We start from the raw sequence: 22,271 nt of genomic DNA, 5'->3' as shown, positions 1-22,271 counted from the left end.
GTGACGGAGGCGGGGCTCACGGCTCCGGCGGGGGAGGGGAACGCCGTGCCCGGTCGTCGCGGGACGTATTGAGCCGCTCCGCCATCTCCTGGAACGATCGGGCCAGCTCTCCGATCTCGTCCCGGTAGACCGGTGCCGTAAGGCCCGTTTCGCCGCGCCTGGTCCGGGAGACGAAGTCCCACAGCTCCCGGATGGGCATGAGGACGTTGCGCTGCAGCAGGGCCGAGACTCCTCCCACCGCCAGGGCCAGCACCATCAGGCAGAAGACGGTCATCCTCATCCTGAGGGTGGCGAGAGTCCGCTGGAGCGGCTCTTCCGAAAGGCCGATGTCAAGGATGCCGAGCACCTTCTGGCCGGCGGTATGGACGTGGCAGGGGGCGGTGAAGCATTCGGGTTCGTTGTAGATGGGGGCGGTGATGGCGATGACGCTCGTCCCCCGGGGGGCGATGAAGCGGCGGGCCTGCTCCATCCGTCCCATGCTCGTCGCTGCCACGGGCCCCTCGTGGCAGGCGATGCAGCCGGGGGCCTTCTTGTCGACGGTGGTGTTCACCTCCGCATGGTTGGCCGAGAAGGCGACCACTCCTTTCTTGTTGAAGATCCGGACCTGCTCCACCCCCTTCTGCTGGCCGATGTTGCCGATGATGTTGCGCAGCATCTCCCGGTCGTCCTCGTGCATGGCGTAGCGGGTCGACTTGATGATGGTGTCGGCCAGGTTCGTTTCGTGCTGGATGGCGTCGTTGAGCATGTCGGTCTTGATGACCGAGTAGAGGAGGATGCAGCAGACGATGACGAAGCCGGTGACGGCGAGGGCGGGGGGGACGATGGCCTTGGCGGCGAAGCTCTTGAACATGAACGCTCCTTAATTGGATTCGGTCCACTTCAAGCTTATCCCGGACGGCGGATAATGCAAGGGCGGGGTTTTCCCCCGCCCTTGCCCGTGGAAGGCTGGCTTACATGTCGTGGCACTTGACGCAGGAGTCGCGGACACTGAAGGCGGTCTTGCCGTCATGACAGGCGCCGCACGATTTCTTCTTCTCCATCTCGGCCATGGTGACGACCTTCGTGCTTCTCCCCGCCTTGAAGATCTTGGTGTGGCAGTCGTTGCACGAGTACATACCCAGGTGGACGGTGTGGCTGAACTTCACCGGCCCGGCCCCGGAGACCTTGAAGGCGACATCATGGACGGGATGGCATTTGGAACACTCTTTCACGCTGAAGGCCGCCTTGCCGTTGTGGCAGGCACCGCACGACTTCCCTTTTTCCATGGCGGCCATGCCGACCGGTTTGCTCCGGCCGGGGGTGAAGAGCTTGTTGTGGCATTCGCCGCACTTGAGCTTGCCGGCGTGCATCTTGTGGCTGAAGATGATCCTGCCGGTCTCGCGGGAGGTGATCCCCACCTCTTTCACGGTGTGGCAGGATGCACATTCGCCCACGCTGAAGGCGGTCTTGCCGTTGTGGCAGGCACCGCACGATTTTCCCTGCTCCATGTCAGCCATGGTGGCCGGCTTGTTCCGCCCCGCCTTGAAGAGCTTCGGATGGCAGGCCCCGCAGTCGGCGAACGCCGCCAGGTGCTTCTTGTGACTGAAGGGGGTCGGGCCCGTGGCCTTCACCTTGTAGGTGATCTCCTTCACGGCGTGGCAGTGGCCGCACTCCTTGAGGGGGAATGCCTCCTTGCCGTTGTGGCAGGCACCGCACGACTTCCCTTTTTCCATCTCGGCCATGGTGCGGGTGACCTTTTTCCTCATGTCGAAGATGGCGGGGTGGCAGGCCTTGCAGTTGTTTTCGATCCCCTTTTTGCCGATGTGGACCTTGTGGCTGAAGACCACCTTGCCGGCGTCCGTGGTGGAGAAGGTCACGTCCTTGATGGTGATCGCGAAGGCAAGGCCTCCGAAGATGACCATTCCTGCCGCGAGGAGAAAGGTGCAGCGCAGTCTCATGTTCGCCTCCTGTGGAAAGTGAGTGCCGATGGCTACAAAACAGCCCGGATTATAGGAAAGAGGGGAAGATTAGTCAATTTTAAATACCCGCGGTTCATCGCTCGTCCTGCGACTCTGGGGAGAGCGGCACAAAAAAGGCGAAACGGCCGGCCGTTTCGCCTTTCGGGGGGGAGGGATGGGGCGCTAGTGGTGCTCCACCTCCTCCCAGCCGTCCCACATCGGTTTGAAGTGGGCCAAAGGGGTGTGCCCCATGGTGGCGAGGTAGACATGGACGAAGAGGAAGGCGAAGAAGCAGCAGGCGATGAGGAAGTGGGCGCTTACCAGGATCTTGATTCCACCGATCAGGATGATCAACTCGCGCAGCGGCGCCACGTTCAGGATGAGGATGCCGGTTGCGATTACCAGTGGCATCAGGGCCAGCATGAGTCCCATGTAAGCCACCTTCTGCATCGGATTGAACTTGTCGTCGGGGGTGGCGTGGTGGGGACTCGGCCCCCCCTTGAAGAAGTGGTAGAAGTAGAAGAGGACCTGCCGGAATATCCCCATTTTCAGGTCATAGGTGTTGGGGACGTAGAGCCGGAACAGGTTCCCCTTGACGATGAGGTAGTAGCAGAGCCAGACGGCGTAGAAGATGGAGACGGTGATCCCGGCGGTGTTGTGGAGCCGGATGGCCGCTTTGTAGCTCCCGAAGATGTTGACGTATTCGGGGAACCGGATCTGGATGCCGGTGATGCAAAGGGTGACGATCCCGAGGGCGTTGATCCAGTGCCAGATCCTGACCGGCATCGGGGTGAGGTAGATGAATTCTTTCTGGTCGCTGTGGCCACTCATGGTCAGTGCTCCTTTCTGTTGTTTCTGGTCAGGAATCGGAACGTCCCGTGGACCCCGGCGAAGGCCATCCCGCCGCAGATGATCAGGCCGCCGACGATGGAGAGGGCCGTGCTGCGGGTGGATCCCATCATGTAGAAGTCGGGGGTGCCGTAGAGGAGGTCGAGGATGGCTCCCTTCTCGACGGCGACCCGGGTGAAGGTACCGTTCTTGTCCGGGAAGGAGACGAAGCTCGTCTGCATGGCGCGGGGTCCGGAGGCGTGGCAGAAGGTGCAGTCCCAGCGGTTGTCGAGGATCTGATAGCTGTGGGTCATCTTCTCGGGGGTCATCATCCCCCAGAGGCGCATGTTGTCATGTTTGGCGTTCCGGTTGAAGTTACGGAGCTCGGCCAGGGAGATGAAGTTGTCGCCGTTGGCGTCGATAAGGGATTTCACATCCTTATCGCCCGGGAGGAGCTGGGAGAGGTCCTGGTAGGTCGCAACCTTGAAGTCGCCGTGGGGCTTGTCCCCCGCCCGCTTCTCGATGTACATCGTGATCACGTAATTCCGGGAACCGGTATGGCAGGTGATGCACGGCAGCGCGTCGAGATGAAGATCGGACTGGGGAAGCCACTTGTCGTGTACCGTGACCATTCGGGCCGTGTCGTGACACTTGGCGCACATGGCGTTCATCTCGCGCCCCGAGACCGTCACCGGTTGCCTCACCGCATGGGGGTTGTGGCAGTCGGCGCAGCCGGCGTTGTTGACGTGGAGACTGGCGGCGTACTCCTTCTGTACCGGACCGTGGCACTCCTTGCAGGTGGCCCGCGACGGCCTGATCCCGTCATCCGGGTGGCTGGCGGTCACCGCTTCGTGGCACGAGGTGCAGCCGATGACCGCATGGGTCGTCCGGGTATACTGCTGCGGGTCGATGTAGATATGGGAGCCGCTTTTGCCGCTGATGTTCCGGTCGCCGTGGCAGCCGAGGCACTGGTCTTCCGGTTTGTCCGCCGCAAGAGCGCCGGCGGTGACGATGCCCAGAAGCGAAACCGCCAGAAGTGTCGAGCGTAGCGTGAACATTGTGTCGTCTCCTTTTTCAGTGAGTGTGCATCGAGGGAATGCGGCGACTCAGTGCGATGCGTGCTCCTTGGCCAGCGGCCGCTCTTTCTTGAGCCCCTTGGCGAAGCCGAACATCATCAGGACGGCCGGCAAAAGCTGGGCGACGATGATGAGGGCGCAGAACCCGAGAAAGATCCAGACGAAGATTCCGCTGTTGTCCTCGCGGGCACCCGAGGCCGCCAGCGCCGGGACGACGGTTCCGATCCACAGGGCCACTGCGTGTGCGAACGTTGAGCGTTTCATGGCATCCTCCTTTTTCAGGTATGTGATGTTGCGTAATTCGCTGGTTCAGCGGGCCGGCCGGCAGCTCATGAGGCTGTCGAAGGCGCACCGCACCGCCAGGCGGATCTCTTCCTTGTCTTCCGGTTGCACCGGCTTGAGGGCGTGGTAGAAGATCCCTTCCCGGCGCAGTTTGCGGATCACCGGGAGCGAGGCGTCGTCGGAGACGAGGATGATCGTCAGGTTGCGGTTGCACTTCTTGAGCAGCGGGATCAGTTCCCCCGCCTTGAACTCGTCGAACTCGCTGCCGATGATGACCACCTGGGCGGTCTTCTTGAGGATTCCGTAGAGGGCGTTGGCCGCCGAGTTGGTGACGATGACGTTGTAGCCCGCCTCGATGAAGAGGTCCGCCAGCTGTTTGCGGGCCTCCGTGTCGTTATCTGCTATGAGAAGTCCTAACATGGCCGTACCTCTCGTCGTCAGAATGGTCCGTTCCGCAATCGCCCGAGATCAGGTGGTGCGGTTGGTCTCGCGCTCTTCAGCGGCCGGCCGGCTGAAGATACCCTTCAGCATGGAGGCGAACAGCAGCAGGCCGGGGACGAGCTGGAACACGAGGATAAGGGCGCCAAAGGCGAGAAAGAGGGTCACGAGGAAGCCGTTCCCTTCGGACTCGGCGCCGCTTGCCGCCAGTGCCGGAGCTGCCGTTGCCAGGATCAGGGTGATGGTTCTCGTCGCGGTTTTCATGGCATCCTCCTTGGTTGCGAGATGGCTGGTGTAATCGTTCAGGCTTGTCCTCCTAAGAGCAGGCAGTGTGCCATAATTAAAAAAAATTATTTAAATTGTATAATGTGTTGAAATGATGAGGTAATTCCGTGCCGTTCCGGTCCCGGACGCCGCAGGCTGACGGAGGCTCTGTATAACGGGGATATACGGCTGGGACGTCGGTGCAGTGGCAGCGGGCCGGACGGTGCCGGAGTAACCCGCCGAAGTAGCGCGATAAATTGCGATGGTAGCGGGTGTATAAAAAAATATACGGCGGTGCAAGTCCGTAATGTACTGATAATACGTGGTATTGTGATGATGCCGGTGCGTGGTTGCTCGAGGGGAGGGTTTCGCCGTTTGACTTGAAAAATTAATTGCTGTAATTTAGTAAATATTAATCAATTGCGGGTTTGTGACGAAGATAAACCGTTTCGCGGATGCTTCCGTAATGCACTGATATCCTTCGGGCCCGATGGCGGCGAAAGGTGGTGACAATGGAGAACATCGATGTCCTCGTGGTTGACGATGAGGCGGTAATACGCGAGGGGCTGCGGCGAATCCTGGAGAAGGAAGGGTTTCACGTGGAGAGCTCCGCCAGCGGGCAGATTGCCCTGGAGCGGATGCAGGATGAAAACTTCGGCCTGGTGATCACCGACCTGAAGATGCCCGGCATGAGCGGGATGGAGGTCCTGAAGGCGATCAAGGTCCTGCAGCCGGAAGTCCCGGTCATCATCATCACCGGGTTTTCCACCGTCGACACGGCCGTGGAGGCGATGAAGAACGGTGCCTTCGACTATATCGCCAAACCATTCACCCCCGACCAGATCATCGAGAAGGTCCGCAAGGCCCTCGCCCAGCGTGCGGTTCTGCTGGAGAACATCTTTCTGAAGAAGGAGCTGGGGGAGCACCACGGCTTCGATCTGTTCGTGGGTGAGAGCAAGGAGATGCAGAAGGTCTACCGCCGCATCATCCAGGTGGCCCCCACCGACAGCACCGTCCTCATCACCGGCGAGAGCGGCACCGGCAAAGAGCTCGTCGCCCGGGCGATCCACAACAACAGTCACCGGCGGGAGAATCCGTTCGTGGCGGTGGACTGCACCTCCCTGGCGGAGAATCTCCTGGAGAGCGAGCTCTTCGGCCACATCAAGGGGTCGTTCACCGGCGCCATCCAGACCAAGACCGGCCTCTTCAAGGTGGCCGACGGCGGCACTCTCTTCCTCGATGAGATCTCCAATATCAGCCTCACCACCCAGGCGAAGCTCCTGCGGGTCCTCCAGGAGCGGGAGATCACCCCCATCGGCGGCACCCAGCCGGTTCCCATCGACATCCGCCTCGTGGCCGCCACCAACAAGAACCTCCGGACCCTGGTCTCCCAGGGGACCTTCCGCGAAGACCTCTTTTTCCGTCTCAACATCATTCCCATTGACCTCCCCCCCCTGCGGGAGCGCACGGGAGACCTGCCGCAGCTGCTCGGGCACTTCCTGGCGACCTTCTCCGAGGAGATGGGGAAAGAGATTCGTGGACTCGCCCCCGACGCCCTGGCTCTGCTGGAGGAGTACACCTTCCCCGGCAACGTGCGGGAACTGGAGAACATCATCGAGCGGGCGGTGGTCCTTGCCGAAGGGGACCTGATCCAGAAGGAGGACCTGGAGCTGCGGGTGGCGGGGGGCGAGACCGGCGGCGGCCTTGGGGGGTACGTTCCGCAGAACGTGGACGAACTCAAGGAGACCAAGCGGCAGATCCGGGAGCGGGCGGTGGAGCCGGTCGAGAAGGCATTCGTGCTGCAGGCCCTCAAGCGCAACAACTGGAACATCACCCGGGCCGCCGAGGAGACCGGGATGTTGCGTCCCAACTTCCAGGCGCTGCTGAAGAAATTGCGGATTTCGGTCCGCAACCAGATGAGCAACTGACCCGGATGCGCAGGCCGTAGTCGGACAGTGGAAACGGAAAGGGGCGTCCCGTGGGGCGCCCCTTTCCGTTTCCGCCTTATCCGGTTGAGTCTCCTTCTGCCAGTACCCCTTCGTGCGCGAGGGGAAGCCAGACGGTGAAGGTCGTGCCGACCCCCACGGCGCTCTGCACCTCGATCCTCCCGCCGTGGGCCTCGATGATGCCGTAGGAGACCGAAAGCCCCAGGCCGGTCCCCCGGTTTTCCTTGGTGGTGAAGAAGGGGTCGAAGATCTTGCCGGCGATCTCGTCGGGGATTCCGCAGCCGGTATCGCTGATGGCGGCGTAGGCCGCGGCGCTCTCGCGGTCGAAACCGGTCCTGAGCCTGATCTGCCCCGGACCGGCGATGGCGTGGCAGGCGTTCAGGAGCATGTTGATGAAGACCTGTTCGATCTGGTGCGGATCGAGCAACATATCCGGAATGTCCGGATTGTACTCCTTGACGATCTGTACGTCGTGGAAGCACGACTGGTTTCCCACCAGCGTCAGGGTGGCGTCCATGATCTCGTTGAGGGAGGCGGGGCGCTTCTGGGGGATCGATTCCCGGGAGAAGTCGAGGAGCCCCCTGACGATCTTGGCGCAGCGCTGGGTCTCCTTGACGATCAGCTCCAGATCTCCCTTAAGAGCCGGGTCGAGTTTCGTGTCGCTGGAGAGAAGCGACGCAAAAACGAGGATGCCGGTGAGGGGGTTGTTGATCTCGTGGGCAATCCCCGCCACCAGTTCTCCGAGGGAGGCCAGCTTTTCCGAATGGACGAGCTGGGCCTGGATGGTCCGGAGCTCCCGGGACCGTTCCTCCACCTTCGTTTCGAGGTTTTTCCCCCAGTCGGCCAGATCGTCGTGGGCCTTCTTGAGGTTGACGGTCATATCGTCGAACGCCTCGGCGAGCTCCCCCAGTTCATCGCGGGATTTGATCTCCACCTTGGCGTCCAGCGTCCCCTCGCCGACGAGGTGGGCGTGGCGCACGAGGCGGCGGACCGGCCGGTTGACGAAGCGCTGGGTGAAGAAGGTGAGGCAGAGGGCGATGAGCACGACCTGGAGGATGGCGAGGACGATGATCTCGTTGCGGTAGGCGTAGACCTTGCGGTGCATCGGGTCGAGGGAGACGATGATGTCGAGAACCCCGAGGACCTTCGCCTCCTTCGGATGGAAGTGGCATGGCGCGGTGTAGCACCGCTCCTCGTTGTAGATCGCCTTCGCCATGCCGAGGACCTCGTGCCCCTCCCGGTTCCGGAAGAGCCTGCTCCGGTTCATGGTGGTGGCATGGACGAGGGGCGACGAGCCCGCGTGGCACATGCTGCACGCCTCGGCCTTCTTGTCGAGGTAGAGGCCGGTCTCCTTCGGGTCGGTGGAGTGGGTGACAAGTCCGAACTTGTTGATCATCCGTATCCGCTCGATGATCCCGCGCTGGCTGGCGACTTCGTCGATGAGCTGGTAGGCCCGTTTCAGGTTGTTCTCCAGCATGTGGTAGTGGGTGGTTTGGACGATGGTCTCCCCCAGCTTGTCGGCATCGCTTACCGCTTCCTCGAAGAGGAGCTTTTCCAGCTGCTCGACGTTGATGTAGGAGAAGAGCCCCATGGTCAGGAGCAGGACGGCGCTGGTGGCGATGGAGAGCTTCGCGATGAGGGTCAGTCGCACGATGGCACGCTCCGGGGTTCTGCGGCGCAGAGAGGAAGCAGTTGGTTAGAGTTGGCTAATTCAGATTACTGACGGCACGCTAAAGAGTCAAGGCTTTCGTTGCCGAAAGAGCCTCACGGCACGCGCCAACGGACGTTGACGGGTCCGGGCAATTGGGCTACTATCCTTGGCAGACGGCGGACGTGCAGGACGGAGCAGCGTCGGTTCCGTGCCGGGGCTGCGCACAACCAGAGGCGGGGGGACGATGACACGACAAGAGGGGCAGGAAACCGCGTACTTTCCGTTTGAGCTGCAGGTGTCGGGAGAGGCGTGGGAACAGCTGGGTCTGGCCAGTGTCCGCCAGGCGCTGCCGCCGGCAGGGGATGTCCCGCGCATCATGGTCGCCCGGCAGGTGGCAAGCCGGCTCAATCGCCACCCCGCCCTGTCGGCCCGGCCGGTGCCGGCGGGACAGCTCAATCTCTACATCCTCATGCTCAGGGCGCTGCGCCACATGGTGGACCTGTACACCGACACCCGCCATCCGGCACTTCTGACGAACTCCGCTTCCGCCTGCGGCTATGCCCTGGAGGGCGGCGAACTTGGCGACACCGTCTCCCGGTTCGTCGAATTATTCCCCCCTGCGGCGGTCCTCGACAGCGCGGAGTCGCCGGCGGAATTCCTGGCCGGGGACGCCCCGGACCGTCGGCGGCGGCAGCGGGTGGTGAAGGAGCTCCTGTTGCTGCGGGTGGCGACCGAGAACCGGGCCCTCGACCCGTTTCGCCTCCTGTTCGACGACGGCGAGCTGGCGCTCCGCTCCCCCTACCGGCGGGTGATGACGGCGCTGGAACGGGAGATCGGGAACGCACCCGCCGACCAGGCACTGGGGCTCACCCTTGCGGAACTCCTCCGCGCCCCCCTCAAGGCGTCGCCCGATTCTCTCGCTGGCCAGCTGGAGTACATCCGGAGCCACTGGGAGCCGTTTCTCCCTCCGGAGGTCATCGCCGAGGTGACCACCGCCTTCGGCATCGTGGCCGAGGAGACGCGGCCGCGATGGGAGGGAGCCGGACCGCCCCAGGTCCTGGAGTTCGGTCCGCGGGGCGGGTTTCTCGCTCCGGACGACCACTATCCGGAACCGGAACGGTTCTCTGCCGACGTCGACTGGATGCCGAACGTGGTCCTCATCGCCAAGATGGTCTACGTCTGGCTCGGTCAGCTGGCGAAGCAGTACGGGCGGGAGGTGACCCGCCTCGACCAGATCCCCGACGAGGAGCTCGACCTCCTCGCCCGCCGGGGATTCACCGGGCTGTGGCTCATCGGCATATGGGAACGTTCCGCCTCCTCCCAGCGGATCAAGCGACTCTGCGGCAACCCCGAGGCAATCTCCTCCGCCTACTCCCTCTTCGACTACACCATCGCCGCCGACCTCGGCGGCTGGGAGGCCCTCGGCAACCTCCGCGACCGGGCGCTGCAGCGCGGCATACGGCTGGCGAGCGACATGGTGCCGAATCACACCGGCATCTATTCGAAATGGACCATGGAGCACCCCGACTGGTTCATCCGGCTCGACTACCCCCCGTTTCCCACGTACACCTTCAACGGTCCCGACCTCTCCTCATCCCCCGAAATATCCCTCCACATCGAGGACGGCTACTGGGACAAGCGGGACGCGGCGGTGGTCTTCAAGCATTACGATCACCGTGACGGCCGCACCCGCTACATCTACCACGGCAACGACGGGACGAGCACTCCGTGGAACGACACCGCCCAGCTCGACTACCTCAACCCCGAGGTGCGGGAGGCGGTGATCCGGACCATCCTCCACGTGGCGCACCATTTCCCGATCATCCGCTTCGACGCCGCCATGACCCTTGCCAAGAAGCACTACCAGCGCCTCTGGTTTCCCCAGCCGGGGCTCGGCAGCGGCGTCCCCTCCCGGGCCGAGCACGGGCTGACGCGGGGCGCCTTCGACGCCGCCATGCCCGAGGAGTTCTGGCGCCAGGTGGTGGACCGGGTGGCGGCGGAGGCGCCGGATACGCTCCTGCTGGCGGAGGCGTTCTGGCTCATGGAGGGGTACTTCGTCCGGACCCTGGGGATGCACCGGGTCTACAACAGCGCCTTTATGAACATGCTCAAGCTGGAGGAGAACGCCAAGTACCGCCAGACCATCAAGAACGTCCTGGAGTTCAATCCCGAGATCCTCAAGCGCTTCGTCAACTTCATGAACAACCCCGACGAGCGGACCGCCGTGGAGCAGTTCGGCAAGGAGAAGAAGTACCTCGGCGCCGCGGTGCTGCTGGTCACCATGCCGGGACTCCCGATGTTCGGCCACGGCCAGGTGGAGGGATACCACGAGAAGTACGGCATGGAGTACCGGCGGGCATACTGGGACGAGCCGGTGGACGAGCACCTGGTGGCGGAACACGAGCGACTCATCTTCCCCCTGGTGCGTCGTCGGCGGCTCTTCTCGGGCTCCGAGGGGTTCATCCTCTACGACTTCTTCGTGGACGGCGTGGTGAACGAGGATGTCTTCGCGTACTCTAACCGCTTCGGCGACGAGCGCGGGATCGTCCTCTACCACAACCGGTACGCAGCCACCGCCGGATGGATCCGGAGCTCCACCGCCCGGGCCGTCTCCATCGACTCCGGCGAAACGGTCCTTGCCCAGACCACCCTCGGCGAGGCCCTCGGATTCAACCCCGACGGGAGGTATTACTACGTCTTCCGCGACTACGCCACCGGGCTCGAATATATCCGCCACGGCCGGGAGCTGTGCGAAAAGGGGATGTACGTGGAGCTCGAGGCATACGAATACCACGCCTTCCTCGACTTCCGGGAGATCCGCGACGACGACTTCGGCACCTGGGGCGCCCTCTGCTTCGGGCTTGAGGGGAGGGGGGCGCCGAGCATCGACGAGGAGGTGAAGCTCATCCGCTTTGCCCCCCTCGTGGAGGCATTCCGGGGGCTCTTCACCGGCGTGCCGGAGATCCTCGGCCTTCTGGCCGCCGCTCCCAAGGCCGGCCGACCCAGACAGAACGCCGCATTTGCCGCGGGGGTGAGGCAGTTTGCGGAACGCTTCGCCGAAGGCGCCGGTTCCGGAGAAGAGGCGCCGGCACTGGTCGAAGCCATCGACAGCGGTATCGGGCGGGCGCGCCGCCTCGTCGCCGAACCGGAACCGACCCCCTGGCGCGGTGTCGTCGGCACCCCGGCGGGGCAGTTCCTGCTCCTCATCCTGGTGGTGCTGGGGGGGGTGGACGACGCCGCTGCCGGCAAAGGGGGCGCTGCGGCGGGGGGACGGGCCGGCGAGTTCGGGCTCCTGCGCGCTCTGAACGACGTGGTGGCGGGGGGGGCGGAGGAGATCGACCTCCCCTGGACGGCCGCCGAGACGGCGAGCCTCATGGCGGTGATCCTGCGGCACCGGACGTTTTTTGCCGGAGAACGGGAGTCTGTAATGCGGAAGCTCCTGGCGGACCGGGATGCGGCGCGGTTCCTGGGGGTTCATGCGAGCGGCGGGGTCCGGTGGTTCGTGAAGGAGCGCTTCGAAGAGCTCCTCGCCTGGCTGACGCTGGCGGAGCTGGTGACCCGGCGCGAAGAGCTCCCCGCCCGCCGTCTGGCAGCGCTGACCGTGGCCGTTTCGGAACTCGCTGCCCGGGCCGCCGCCGGGGGATACCGGGTCGATCACCTGCTGGAGCCGGCGGGAAGCGAGGGGGCGGCCGCCGCGAAGGAGCGGGAGTGAGGCGGCACGGGGAAGCGCACGCTTCCGCGCCGGCCCGTGCCGCGGTGATGCGGTGTTCTTCCTGAAGCGCCTGCGGCGTTCCCGCCTCGCCCGCCGGGAGTTCCCTCCCATGTGGCGCGGCATCATCGAGCGCAACGTCCCCTTCTACCGCATGCTTTCACTCCCGGACCGGGAAGAGCTCCTGCGCCACACGCGGATCCTCCTCGCGGAAAAATACTTTGAGGGGTGCGGCGGCATCGCGGTGACCGACGAGATTCGCGTGACCGTCGCGGCCCTCGCCTCCCTCCTTCTCCTCCACCGGCAGACCGATTACTATCCGTTCCTCTCCTCCATCGTCATCTACCCCGACGAGTACGTCGGCGAGCGGCGCCGCTGGGACGATGCGGGAGTCGTGACGGAGGGGGCGGAGCTTCGGGTCGGCGAGTCGTGGGAGCAGGGGACGGTGGTTCTTTCTTGGCGGGACGTGCTGCTGGATGCGGAGAGCCCCGATGACGGCTTCAACGTGGTTCTTCACGAGTTCGCCCATCAGCTCGACCTTGAGGGGAGGATCACGGACGCCGGCGGTTTTCTCGTGGCGTCGCCGTGGCGGGAGATCTTCACGCGGGAGTACGAGCAACTGCTGGCGGACGACGAGGCGGGGAGAGAGACCTTTCTCGATCCCTACGGGGCCGAGAGTCCGGCCGAGTTCTTCGCGGTGGCGGTGGAGACGTTCTTCGAGATGCCTGCCGGGCTCAAGGAGCACCACCCCCGGCTCTTCGAGGCGCTCGGGGAGTACTTTGGGCAGGATCCGGCGGCATGGGGGCGGGGAGGCTAGTTCTCCGCCACCTCCACCTCTACGTAGGGGGCAAGATTTGGGTCGCTGGCCCGCTTGAGGGTCACCTCGGTGTAGGAGAGCTGCTTGGTCCCGGGGCGATAGGTGTATCCGGAGAGGACGATGACCTGGGCCGGCGTCTTGATCCCGAAGACCTCCGTCGGTGCCGGCGCGCTCGACGCATCTCCCGAGACGATGACGGTGTGGTGGATATCCTTGAGTCGGTCGTCGAAGTAGCGCTCGACCTCGGCCAGATCGGCCTTTGCCGCGTAGATCACATCTTTTTTGTCAGGGTCATTGTCGCGGACGACACGGACCCGCGATCCGGGGTAGCGGCCGGTTTTCGGGTCACGGGCGGCCGGCTCCTGAGCGGGAAGCAGCCGCACCTTCTGCCACGTTTTCCCGAAGTCTGCCCGCAACGGGATCGAAAGCTCGTCCACCGAAACGGTGAGCGGCATGAGCGGTTGCCCGCTCTGCGGATCCCGGGCGATTCCCTCCGAAACCTCGATGGTATCAGCTTCTCCCGTCACTTTCCGCGTCGCGGTGATGGCGGCGTCCACCACCGTCCTCTCCCATGAATAATCGCCATAGTATGCGGCCCCGAAGATGCTGATCCCCCGGGACAGGAGGTTTTCGTTGAATTTCCGGACCGCCCGGCTGTTGAGCGTCCGCTCCGCCGTTATGGTGATGAGCTTCCGATCGTTGCTCCCCGTCGTTACCTTCACGTCCCGATAGCCGAAGGGGGGGGTGAAGAGATCCGTCAGCTGCTTGTCCGCCGGTGAGGAATCCGTGGCCTCCACCGGCAGGTATCCCTTGTCCGTCTCCGCGGCCGCCGCCCGAACGGGGGGAGCGGCGGCAAGCGTCAAAAAAACGGAGAGGGAGATGGTAGCGAGCCGAATGGCTGCGGAATTCAGCGGGGTGGTCAACACGGGGGAAATCTCCTTTCAGTCCTTTTGCCCGAAGGGGCGAATGCTTCGGTTGTTTGAAAAAAACAGATTGTATACAATTTGGCATAAATTGCCAGAATTATTGCGGGTTGCGCCGCAATTGTGGTTCAGGTTCCGCCACGGAGGGCATCGGCGATGGTGACCCGTTGTGATGCCCGTTCGTGGTCGGCATCGGGGGCGATGAAGAGAGCGTTGACGGCCGTCAGGATTTCGTTGAGGCGGTCGAGATCGATTACCGCGTCACCGGGGAGCGAGGGTACCCCCTGGAAATTCAGCGGGCAGAAATCAATGCGCCGTTCGCCATCGGCAGCCGTGATGAGCGGCATGCCATGGGTCCGGCAGATGAGGGGGCGCGCGGCATAGAGCAGGCAGGCTCCGTCTGCGAGGAGAGGGCAGGGGCCATCGGAAGACGCCTGCCGGGCCTTGCTGCGGATTTGCTCTGCTTCGGCGGGGGGGAGGGCGGCCACGGCTTCCGCGAGGGCGGCTCCTTCCACCGGGAAAAGGGAGAGGTGCCGGCAGCAGTCCGAACACCCCTTGCGGCACACGATCTGGTCGGCGAACCGCGCTTCGATCCGTTGGCAGAGTGCGTCGACCCGCTGAATGAGGGCCCGGTAATTGTTAAGCTTTTCTGGTTTTTCTTCGGACACGGGGAGCAAAGATACCCTCTCGCCGTCCATGGCGTCAATGCATAATCTGTCGTCGCGGAGACCGGCGCAGGGATCGGTTGCGCTCCATCGTCTGACGGTCGTGATCCTTATGTGACGGACGAGAAAAACGAAAAGGCCAGTCGGAGAACTGGCCTTCTTGATTCCTGGAGCCACCTGCCGGAATCGAACCGGCGACCTATTGATTACGAATATTTGTCCAGCCAGCCGCATGACAACACAATCTGCCGCATTTCCGCCGACCTGTCAACCGATATTTCCGCAACAAATCTAAATAGTTGATTGTGCTAGTTCACCGACACGCGCACAGCCGACCAGCACCGAAACGCCGCCGCCAGTCGTGCGACTTGACCACGTTCTTGACCACATTGTCCATTGACATCGAACTTTCTAAGTAATATTCGATTGTTATGCAGCTTGAAATCAGAAAGAGATACGGAGTCGATACGTGGTACTTCAGCTTCAATCATGAGAAGCAGCGACATCGCGGCTGGCTACGTCCGGTGTCAGCAATGAACCGGCGCGAAGCAGCAGCAGAACTGAAACGACTTATGGCCGATGCTGTCAACGGCGTGCGCGTGGCCGGTCGTGAACTGGATTTTCACGCGATCATCGAGGACTACATGGAGTATTTGGAACATCACAAGCCGGGAACGTACCGAAGCGCAAAATCGTTGGTACAGATTGCAAAGCAGCATTTCGGCAAGCGACCGACAAAGGCTGATGTTGTCGAGTATCAGAAGGCACGGCGGCGCGAAGGCGTGACCGGTGCCAGCATCAACCGGGAACTGAGCTATTGCAGGGCAGCGGTGAATCGAGCGATTCGGCTAGAGATAGCCAAGTCGAATCCGTTCGACAATTTCCAGAAGTTCAGAGAGACGGCACGGATGCGATATTTGACCAAGGATGAAATCAAAAGGCTATTCCAGGCAATCGAGAATCATTCAGAGCAGTGCGAGCATCTGAGGGATATAGTTGTTATTGCAATTTGTAGCGGGATGAGGAAACGTGAGATTTTGACGATTCACCGGGACGAGGTTGACTTCGAGTTCGGAACGATAACCAAGCAGGGAGATATGACCAAGAACGGAGAAGCCAAGGTTGTGCCGATGACCAATGAGATGGCTCGGATCGTCAGGAGTCGTTTAAATAACAACAAGTCCGGTTATGTTTTCGTGAATCCGAAGACAGGCGAACCGATAACTGACATCAAGCATTCATTTGCGACAGTGGTAAAAGCTGCCGGTATCGAAAATTTCAGGTTTCATGATCTGCGGCACACGTTCGCGACGTATGCGTTGCTAGCAAGTCGGGACATCAGGACGGTTCAGGTGCTGCTGGGTCACAAGACGTTAAAAATGACGGAGCGATATACGCATGTTCTGAGCAATCACAAATTTGATGTGGTAATTCAGACCAGCAACGAGTTATTGGGCGAGGCGATCAAAACGCAATGAATGACGAGGGGTTGAAATGATAGATCGAGATGAGATCTCCGTAATGTCGATCATAAATCTGGACACTGGACAGGAAAGTCAATTCAAGCTGTTCCCGAACGAATCGAGCCTTACCTGCTTCGTGAAGCTCATGGACATCGAGGTAATAGAGCTGGTTGACCTGCCGGACGATTACTGCGAAATAGTGGCAACGGGTACGGCGATGGACAGCGTCGGACATATATTCAAGGTACAATTGCAGTATTCACCGGAGACGGCGGCAGAGAAAGATCAAATTTTAGCGGCCGTGCAAGCCGGTAGGTTTTACTGGGCATCTGGTCAATTTTCTTACGTCGCAGAGGAAGGCATGTTGATGTACGATGCCAGATGCCGCGAGCTTTCCGACGAAGAAGCAGCCGGAGTTATCCACGTCTTCAATATAAATGAACACAGTGGCGGTCTGGCAACGTGAAAGCTGCCAGACCGTTGGAAGAATTTTGGCACTCAGGACTGCGACGATGCTATCACTTTGTATGTGGCCGAAGAGCCGCCGCTTTTGGTGAGCGTAAAGGTGTAAACCGACAAGGCCGCCGGTGAAAAGTTGATCGTCAAGCGGAATTGACCATTTGTGTTTGAATACGTAAGAACTTGAGTGCCGACAAGGCCCGGTCCTGAAACGGTTGCACCTGTTACGCTCTGAGTTGGGTCATACACGCTTAGAGTCACAATGCCGTTACCAATAAGTGCTTTCACGTGGGCGATTCTCTGGTCGCCGTAGAACAGCCATTTTTGGCTGACCGAATCGTATATGAAATAGAGGGGGTGGGTGACGGCCCCCCAATTCGCAGTGTTAAGTGTGATGTTGGCGGTCACGACCTTAGACACGGCGTCATAGTTGACTATTTCTTTAACAGTTGCAGTTGTGATAGTGCCGGGGTGATTGCCGCTGGAAATGGTGTCGGCAATATCTGCGCTGACGGTCAGGCCACCATTGAGGTATGTGGTTGCACCGGCATATAGCGGCAACAGATCGGCAACGGCAATGCCAGTTCCTTTGCTGTTGATGGTATTCTTCCAACTCGTCAAGGTCTGGTTTATTCCGTCTTTAGCGGCGTCGAGCTGACTGGCCGACAGGCTGGCACTGTCCGGCAAGGTGCTGATGGGGTCGGCCTGAACGCCGGTCGTCGGATCAACGGGAACAATGGTCATGGTGCCGCTGGAAATGTTGACCTTCAGGACATCGAGAACGGAGTCAAAGCCGGAGCCGTTGGCATCGAAGGCCGAGTTCAACAGGCTGAAGCTCGTAATATCCACGCCCTTTGCCTGCAACCATGTACCGATTATCTGCCGGATGGCCGCCTCAATGGTGTCGACCTCCGTTTTCGTTGGTACGGAAACGGCACCCGATTTGACGTATTCGGTGTCGAGGTCTTTCCCCTGTGCCTTGTACCAATTCCTGATGATCAGGTTCGTGAACTGGTGCAGGTTTGCCGTGCCGGTCTGCGTAGCAACCCCGTAAAGTGTTCCGCCCGCAGTCGTCACTTTGAGCAGGTACGGCGGCGTAAGACCGGACACATCAAGGGTGTACTTGCCGTTTGCATCCGAAGTGGCGGTCTTCGTGTTGCCGCTGCCGTCTCTCAGGGTAATAGTTGCATTCGCAATCGGTTTTCCAGTCGCCGCAGTACCGGTCACTGTCGTTGTGCCACCAGCAGGCTGATTGGTTGTCGTACTGTTTCCACCGCCCCCACATGCCGCAAGTGCGCCCCACATGAATACGATCCCACAAAGCAGCTTCCGCATTTTCCCCTCCCCGTAAATGTAACTGTTTAACCACCGGCACTTCCTTAAAAACCGGCGATCAGTCTATATTTTTCAATGAAATTAAACCATCTGGACTATAAAATCAATCAAATGTTTCTGAGTTGGTCTGTTTATGCTCGCGAACATTTAGCTTATTCTCCAAGCATGGAAGCTGAGAAGCTATTAAAATTGCTCGGGGAGCATGTACGAAATCTCCGGAAAGCTCGAAAGTTATCGCAGGAAAGACTGGCTGAGTTATCGGACTTGCATCCGACCTATATCAGCGACATCGAGAGAGGCAAGGCGAACCTATCTTTTTGTGCCGTTGACACATTGGCGCAGGCTTTTGGTTTATCTCTTGCTGAGTTTGTGGATTTGCCGCAGAAGGGGAAGTCTGCTGATGGGGAGTTGCTTGCGATTTACTCCGAGGTGAAACAACTCGATAGCAGGCGCCGGAAAGCATTCACAGCCGTGGCCAGAGCCTTAATCGCGGAGATTCGGGGACTGTAGGTTCGGCAGTGCGAGTATAGCTGGTAGCCGGAACTTAATTGTAATCAGTACATTTCTGTGTATGGCAACGTGCGCATTCCGGGTCTTGGCACGGTTCACCAATCCAGCTATTGCAGTGTATGCACCAGACGGAATCCAATTCCGGACAATACACGCGCTTGCAGCCACATATGCTGCAAGTACCGAAACTGATTGATTTGCAATCATTTGGGTCATCGAAAAGCTTTACCGCATCAGTCATGTTGGGTTCTGTTTTCATTGTGTCACCCATAGTGTGATTAAGCCAGCAATTGCAGAATGCTGGTAATGGTCTTGTTGATTGACATCCTGGAATCGTTCTGCTCGGCAAATTTCAGCAACCGGTAGACGATCTCATCAGAGACGTAGACAGTGTACCGGTATGAAGTTTTGCCAGTTTTCTTGGAAATGTATCTTGATTTCATTTCTAGCTCCGTGGCAGGTCATGCCTAGCTTACCGCGTCAATATTTATACAAGCGATTAATTCAAAGTCGCACGACTGGCGGCGGCGTTTCGGTGCTGGTCGGCTGTGCGCGTGTCGGTGAACTAGCACAATCAACTATTTAGATTTGTTGCGGAAATATCGGTTGACAGGTCGGCGGAAATGCGGCAGATTGTGTTGTCATGCGGCTGGCTGGACAAATATTCGTAATCAACGGAACTGGGTGGCGCGGACGCAGAAAAATACAGTTAATGCCGTTGTGGCTCAGGGGTAGAGCAGCTCACTCGTAATGAGCAGGTCGTCGGTTCGATTCCGACCAACGGCTCCAAAATTCTGCAATAACAATAACTTGTAAATGCGGCACAGCAGAAAGCTCAATCGTCATAACTGGCGGCTGAGCTTTTCGCGCTTCTGGCGTTGGCAATGTCGGTCAGCATGGCAGCTGCATGTCTGGTTTCGGTGCTGGCGGTCGCAGTGGTCAAGATCGTGGTCAAGCTGGCAGCAGTCGGCATGATTCAAAGTTGATTCAAAACATGCGGCACTGCATGACGACTGGTGCATGTGCTGTGCGTGACGCTAACTGGTTCATTTCTGCATCTATAATACAACTGGCAGTTGATTGTAGTTGCAATGTCGGCAGCGTCGGCACGGCACGCGGCGGCAGACTGGCAGCAACACGTCGCGCGGCACGCGGTCAATCAGTCATGCGGCTGGCAGTCATGCGCGTCTGGTCGGCTGGTTCATTTCTGCATCTATAATACAACTGGTAGTTGTTGTTGATATAGCAGCCGATGCGAACCGACTGCGCGCACATGCTGCCGACTCGAACTGACTGTGTTCTGCTACGACTCGCGCGCGCCGACTACTGCCGACGTCAACGTACTACTGCCAACGTAAACCAACAGTTCTGCTAATCACCGGCTGCCAATCTAACGCTAATGTTCCATTGACATCTACTGTTCGGAAAAATACAATTTTGCTAGTTATATTAGCAAGATACGAACAGGAGGCTAAAATGGGACAGACGATAGCGTATCTGAGAGTCAGCACGAACCAGCAGGACTTAAGAAATCAGCGGTACGAGATTTTGGAGTACGCGCAGAAGAACAACTTCAACATTGATGACTTCGTTCAGATTGAGATGTCGAGTCGGAAAGATGCCAGCGAACGACTGATCGACTATCTGTTCGACAAGCTGGAAGCTGGCGACTGCGTTGTCGTGTCGGAGTTGTCGCGCATCGGCAGGAGCACGGTTGAAGTTTTGGGCATAATCAACCGATTAGTAACGAAGAAGGTCAAGCTAATCGCGATAAAGCAGAATCTGACGGTTAGCGGCAATGGTGACATGACGACGAAGGTTATGGTCACGATGTTTTCGTTATTCGCAGAACTGGAACGTGATCTGATATCAGAGCGTACCAAGAGAGCATTGGAAGCGAAGAAAGCAGCCGGTGTCAAGATCGGTCGTCCGAAGGGCGCAACGAGCGCAAGCAAGCTGGACGGCATGGAGATTCAGATTGCCGAACTGCTGCAAAAGAAAGTGTCGTTGACATCGATTGCAAAGATATTCGAGGTGTCGCGCGGCACGGTTTACAATTTCATTCAATCCAGAAAATTGGTGACGTGAGGAGGCAAGATGAAGTCAGCGACTGCCAACGAAGTATTCAGCGATGTCTATTCCGAAGAATGGCAGGCTGATTTCAGGAAAAAAGAAGAGCTGTTAAGCAGTCATTTTGAGAAGATAACGCCGGAAGAGTATTATAGGCAGATATTCGGCAGCGTCGAGTCACGGAGCAAATTGCTGCTGCAGGAGCTTGAACAATGCAAAAATGTTAACAATTTCAAGGAGGTCGAGGAGCATCTATCCAAACACGAACACGTAAGTCTGTATCTACAAAGCTTTTTCAAGAACGGCTTACCTAAGACCATTCTAATAGACAAGTGCTTTGGCATCGTCGTCGAACTGGATAACGTCCGATCAATACGATTGCCGGAGCTGCTTGTTAAGATATCTGGCATGGAATTGAAGCCGAATATGCTGGTCAGTTCCGGCAACGGCATTCATTTGTACTATCTGTTCAGCGAGCCGTTTGATTTCTTTTCGTTCACGTCAACGATATCGATGTTGGGCTACATTAAGCGAGAAGATGTATTTGAGGTAGTTAAACAGGTCTACAATAAACTGAGCGATTTGTACGTAGACGAGAGCATCGGCTACAAGGTTGACCGGATGCATTTGAGCCAGCCGATACGGATGTGCGGTTCAACGACCAAGAACATCAATTTCAGGACGGTCGGGTATCGAGTTTCGGATGAGCGGAGGTCATTGGAAGAGTATGCAGAGTTGCTGGGAGTCGAGCTGTTCGACGATGAGCTGGCAAAGCTAATCGACCAGTATTTGCACAAAGATTCTGATGAGTTACCGGAAGATGTCATCAAAGAACTGGAGCCGGAGGCCGCAGAATCAACAGAACAGTCAAATAAATTCAACATCTTCGACGACATCAACACGACGTTTTTTGAGTTTTACAAAGACAACAAATCAGAAGTGCGTGCAAGATGGTTGGAATATGCAAAGCAGCTGGGCGACGAAGATCGACCGAAAGCGACAACAGTACCGGTCGGGAAGAGAAAGTATCCGACCAAAGAGCCTAATTACAGTAATTATCTGAAAACATTGATAAAAGTGATGTATGGCGCTTCGATTGGGAATCGGCAAAAGCTGATGACTATATTTTGTTCTCGGGCTGCAATGTACAGAGTTCCAGAAGAGAGGATGAAGAAAGATGCCAGAACGATAAGAGATTTCTGGAACAAGACGTGGCCGAAGGAAATGTTCAAGGAAAGAGAATTGGAATGCGCGTTCAAGGGCAGGAAATATTGGTACAGTAATCACACGATATGGAAGCAGACCGGCGTCGATTTATCAATTGAGAACAAGCGCGAAGCAAAGAAAGCAGTCAAAGAGGAGAAGCGAAGCGACATGCAGAAATGCGCGGTTGAGTTCATTCAAGCAAATAGAGATTGCAGTTACAGCGATATCGCGGAATATCTAACGTCGAGCGGGCACAGGGTGTCAGAATCGACGATCAAGCGCGACGCGGTAATCAAGGCAGAAAAAGAACGGCGTCCGGCAGATGTCAACGAAATGAGCGATATCAAGTGATTCCGAACAGTAGATGTCAATGGAACATTAGCGTTAGATTGGCAGCCGGTGATTAGCAGAACTGTTGGTTTACGTTGGCAGTAGTACGTTGACGTCGGCAGTAGTCGGCGCGCGCGAGTCGTAGCAGAACACAGTCAGTTCGAGTCGGCAGCATGTGCGCGCAGTCGGTTCGCATCGGCTGCTATATCAACAACAACTACCAGTTGTATTATAGATGCAGAAATGAACCAGCCGACCAGACGCGCATGACTGCCAGCCGCATGACTGATTGACCGCGTGCCGCGCGACGTGTTGCTGCCAGTCTGCCGCCGCGTGCCGTGCCGACGCTGCCGACATTGCAA

General features: G+C 58.9%; 19 protein-coding genes and 1 tRNA gene. 9 read left to right on the top strand and 11 right to left on the bottom strand.

The window, feature by feature from the left end:
* Window positions 1–16: 16 nt before the first annotated feature.
* The 7 genes from GPICK_RS13500 to GPICK_RS13470 form a co-directional block, all read right to left on the bottom strand.
* Complete coding sequence (locus GPICK_RS13500) at window positions 17–850, bottom strand: HAMP domain-containing protein (protein WP_039744042.1); 834 nt, start codon at window positions 848–850, stop codon at window positions 17–19.
* A gap of 100 nt (window positions 851–950) precedes the next feature.
* On the bottom strand, window positions 951–1,937 hold the full coding sequence (locus GPICK_RS13495; RefSeq protein ID WP_039744039.1) for a cytochrome c3 family protein: 987 nt from the start codon (window positions 1,935–1,937) through the stop codon (window positions 951–953).
* A gap of 183 nt (window positions 1,938–2,120) precedes the next feature.
* On the bottom strand, window positions 2,121–2,768 hold the full coding sequence (locus GPICK_RS13490; RefSeq protein ID WP_039744038.1) for a cytochrome b/b6 domain-containing protein: 648 nt from the start codon (window positions 2,766–2,768) through the stop codon (window positions 2,121–2,123).
* Window positions 2,769–2,770: 2 nt separating this feature from the next.
* Window positions 2,771–3,823, bottom strand: coding sequence for a cytochrome c3 family protein (locus GPICK_RS13485; RefSeq protein WP_039744036.1), 1,053 nt, complete (start codon window positions 3,821–3,823; stop codon window positions 2,771–2,773).
* Window positions 3,824–3,871: 48 nt separating this feature from the next.
* Window positions 3,872–4,105 carry a hypothetical protein gene (locus GPICK_RS13480; protein WP_039744034.1) on the bottom strand — a complete coding sequence of 78 codons (234 nt, stop codon included), beginning with the start codon at window positions 4,103–4,105 and terminating at the stop codon, window positions 3,872–3,874.
* 45 nt (window positions 4,106–4,150) lie between these two features.
* On the bottom strand, window positions 4,151–4,543 hold the full coding sequence (locus tag GPICK_RS13475) for a response regulator (RefSeq protein ID WP_039744032.1): 393 nt from the start codon (window positions 4,541–4,543) through the stop codon (window positions 4,151–4,153).
* Window positions 4,544–4,591: 48 nt separating this feature from the next.
* Entirely contained in the window at window positions 4,592–4,825 is a 234-nt protein-coding gene (locus tag GPICK_RS13470; protein ID WP_039744030.1) for a hypothetical protein, read from the bottom strand.
* Window positions 4,826–5,337: 512 nt separating this feature from the next.
* On the opposite strand from GPICK_RS13470, the gene GPICK_RS13465 reads away from it, so the two are divergent.
* Window positions 5,338–6,753 carry a sigma-54-dependent transcriptional regulator gene (locus GPICK_RS13465; RefSeq protein ID WP_039744028.1) on the top strand — a complete coding sequence of 472 codons (1,416 nt, stop codon included), beginning with the start codon at window positions 5,338–5,340 and terminating at the stop codon, window positions 6,751–6,753.
* A gap of 76 nt (window positions 6,754–6,829) precedes the next feature.
* On the opposite strand, the gene GPICK_RS13460 is transcribed toward GPICK_RS13465, so the two are convergent.
* A complete protein-coding gene (locus GPICK_RS13460; protein ID WP_039744026.1) occupies window positions 6,830–8,422 on the bottom strand; it encodes a sensor histidine kinase in 1,593 nt (530 codons plus the stop codon).
* 244 nt (window positions 8,423–8,666) lie between these two features.
* Here GPICK_RS13460 and GPICK_RS13455 point away from each other — a divergent pair, with 244 nt between their 5' ends.
* Window positions 8,667–12,134: an alpha-amylase family glycosyl hydrolase gene (locus GPICK_RS13455; RefSeq protein WP_039744024.1), complete on the top strand. Its 3,468-nt coding sequence runs from the start codon at window positions 8,667–8,669 to the stop codon at window positions 12,132–12,134.
* A 52-nt stretch (window positions 12,135–12,186) separates the two neighbouring features.
* Complete coding sequence (locus GPICK_RS13450; protein ID WP_039744022.1) at window positions 12,187–12,948, top strand: M90 family metallopeptidase; 762 nt, start codon at window positions 12,187–12,189, stop codon at window positions 12,946–12,948.
* Here GPICK_RS13450 and GPICK_RS13445 read toward each other — a convergent pair.
* Both GPICK_RS13445 and GPICK_RS13440 read right to left on the bottom strand, forming a co-directional pair.
* Window positions 12,945–13,874 carry a hypothetical protein gene (locus GPICK_RS13445; protein ID WP_144400102.1) on the bottom strand — a complete coding sequence of 310 codons (930 nt, stop codon included), beginning with the start codon at window positions 13,872–13,874 and terminating at the stop codon, window positions 12,945–12,947. The two genes, GPICK_RS13450 and GPICK_RS13445, sit on opposite strands and share 4 nt — an antisense overlap.
* Before the next feature lie 125 nt (window positions 13,875–13,999).
* Window positions 14,000–14,539, bottom strand: coding sequence for a YkgJ family cysteine cluster protein (locus GPICK_RS13440; RefSeq protein WP_039745785.1), 540 nt, complete (start codon window positions 14,537–14,539; stop codon window positions 14,000–14,002).
* A gap of 428 nt (window positions 14,540–14,967) precedes the next feature.
* Between GPICK_RS13440 and GPICK_RS18115 the strand changes: the two genes are divergently transcribed.
* Entirely contained in the window at window positions 14,968–16,014 is a 1,047-nt protein-coding gene (locus GPICK_RS18115) for a tyrosine-type recombinase/integrase (protein WP_084201446.1), read from the top strand.
* 43 nt (window positions 16,015–16,057) lie between these two features.
* The gene (locus GPICK_RS13430; RefSeq protein WP_144400101.1) at window positions 16,058–16,465 is read left to right on the top strand and encodes a hypothetical protein; all 408 of its coding nucleotides are present in this window, start codon (window positions 16,058–16,060) and stop codon (window positions 16,463–16,465) included.
* A gap of 32 nt (window positions 16,466–16,497) precedes the next feature.
* Here GPICK_RS13430 and GPICK_RS13425 read toward each other — a convergent pair whose 3' ends face one another.
* Entirely contained in the window at window positions 16,498–17,793 is a 1,296-nt protein-coding gene (locus GPICK_RS13425) for a carboxypeptidase-like regulatory domain-containing protein (RefSeq protein WP_039744019.1), read from the bottom strand.
* Between the two features lie 165 nt (window positions 17,794–17,958).
* On the opposite strand from GPICK_RS13425, the gene GPICK_RS16725 reads away from it, so the two are divergent.
* From GPICK_RS16725 to GPICK_RS13405, 4 genes are all read left to right on the top strand, one after another.
* Window positions 17,959–18,303, top strand: coding sequence for a helix-turn-helix domain-containing protein (locus GPICK_RS16725; protein WP_144400145.1), 345 nt, complete (start codon window positions 17,959–17,961; stop codon window positions 18,301–18,303).
* A gap of 714 nt (window positions 18,304–19,017) precedes the next feature.
* Window positions 19,018–19,092 (top strand) — tRNA-Thr (locus GPICK_RS13415).
* A 687-nt stretch (window positions 19,093–19,779) separates the two neighbouring features.
* Window positions 19,780–20,391 (top strand): recombinase family protein, encoded by a 612-nt coding sequence (locus GPICK_RS13410; RefSeq protein WP_039744017.1) that lies wholly within the window; start codon window positions 19,780–19,782, stop codon window positions 20,389–20,391.
* A gap of 9 nt (window positions 20,392–20,400) precedes the next feature.
* Entirely contained in the window at window positions 20,401–21,930 is a 1,530-nt protein-coding gene (locus GPICK_RS13405; protein WP_039744016.1) for a hypothetical protein, read from the top strand.
* The last annotated feature ends 341 nt before the right edge of the window (window positions 21,931–22,271 follow it).

The organism is Geobacter pickeringii, assembly GCF_000817955.1.
In the GTDB taxonomy this organism is placed as follows: domain Bacteria; phylum Desulfobacterota; class Desulfuromonadia; order Geobacterales; family Geobacteraceae; genus Geobacter; species Geobacter pickeringii.
Note: the sequence above shows the minus strand (reverse complement) of the source record. Positions and strands in the feature narration are given on the sequence as shown.

Excerpts from the sequence above, each read along its gene's own strand:
- GPICK_RS13500 (WP_039744042.1), bottom strand. The coding sequence starts at position 850 with ATGTTCAAGAGCTTCGCCGCCAAGGCCATCGTCCCCCCCGCCCTCGCC.
- GPICK_RS13495 (WP_039744039.1), bottom strand. The coding sequence starts at position 1,937 with ATGAGACTGCGCTGCACCTTTCTCCTCGCGGCAGGAATGGTCATCTTC.
- GPICK_RS13490 (WP_039744038.1), bottom strand. The coding sequence starts at position 2,768 with ATGAGTGGCCACAGCGACCAGAAAGAATTCATCTACCTCACCCCGATG.
- GPICK_RS13485 (WP_039744036.1), bottom strand. The coding sequence starts at position 3,823 with ATGTTCACGCTACGCTCGACACTTCTGGCGGTTTCGCTTCTGGGCATC.
- GPICK_RS13480 (WP_039744034.1), bottom strand. The coding sequence starts at position 4,105 with ATGAAACGCTCAACGTTCGCACACGCAGTGGCCCTGTGGATCGGAACC.
- GPICK_RS13475 (WP_039744032.1), bottom strand. The coding sequence starts at position 4,543 with ATGTTAGGACTTCTCATAGCAGATAACGACACGGAGGCCCGCAAACAG.
- GPICK_RS13470 (WP_039744030.1), bottom strand. The coding sequence starts at position 4,825 with ATGAAAACCGCGACGAGAACCATCACCCTGATCCTGGCAACGGCAGCT.
- GPICK_RS13465 (WP_039744028.1), top strand. The coding sequence starts at position 5,338 with ATGGAGAACATCGATGTCCTCGTGGTTGACGATGAGGCGGTAATACGC.
- GPICK_RS13455 (WP_039744024.1), top strand. The coding sequence starts at position 8,667 with ATGACACGACAAGAGGGGCAGGAAACCGCGTACTTTCCGTTTGAGCTG.
- GPICK_RS18115 (WP_084201446.1), top strand. The coding sequence starts at position 14,968 with ATGCAGCTTGAAATCAGAAAGAGATACGGAGTCGATACGTGGTACTTC.
- GPICK_RS13430 (WP_144400101.1), top strand. The coding sequence starts at position 16,058 with ATGTCGATCATAAATCTGGACACTGGACAGGAAAGTCAATTCAAGCTG.
- GPICK_RS13425 (WP_039744019.1), bottom strand. The coding sequence starts at position 17,793 with ATGCGGAAGCTGCTTTGTGGGATCGTATTCATGTGGGGCGCACTTGCG.
- GPICK_RS16725 (WP_144400145.1), top strand. The coding sequence starts at position 17,959 with ATGGAAGCTGAGAAGCTATTAAAATTGCTCGGGGAGCATGTACGAAAT.
- GPICK_RS13410 (WP_039744017.1), top strand. The coding sequence starts at position 19,780 with ATGGGACAGACGATAGCGTATCTGAGAGTCAGCACGAACCAGCAGGAC.
- GPICK_RS13405 (WP_039744016.1), top strand. The coding sequence starts at position 20,401 with ATGAAGTCAGCGACTGCCAACGAAGTATTCAGCGATGTCTATTCCGAA.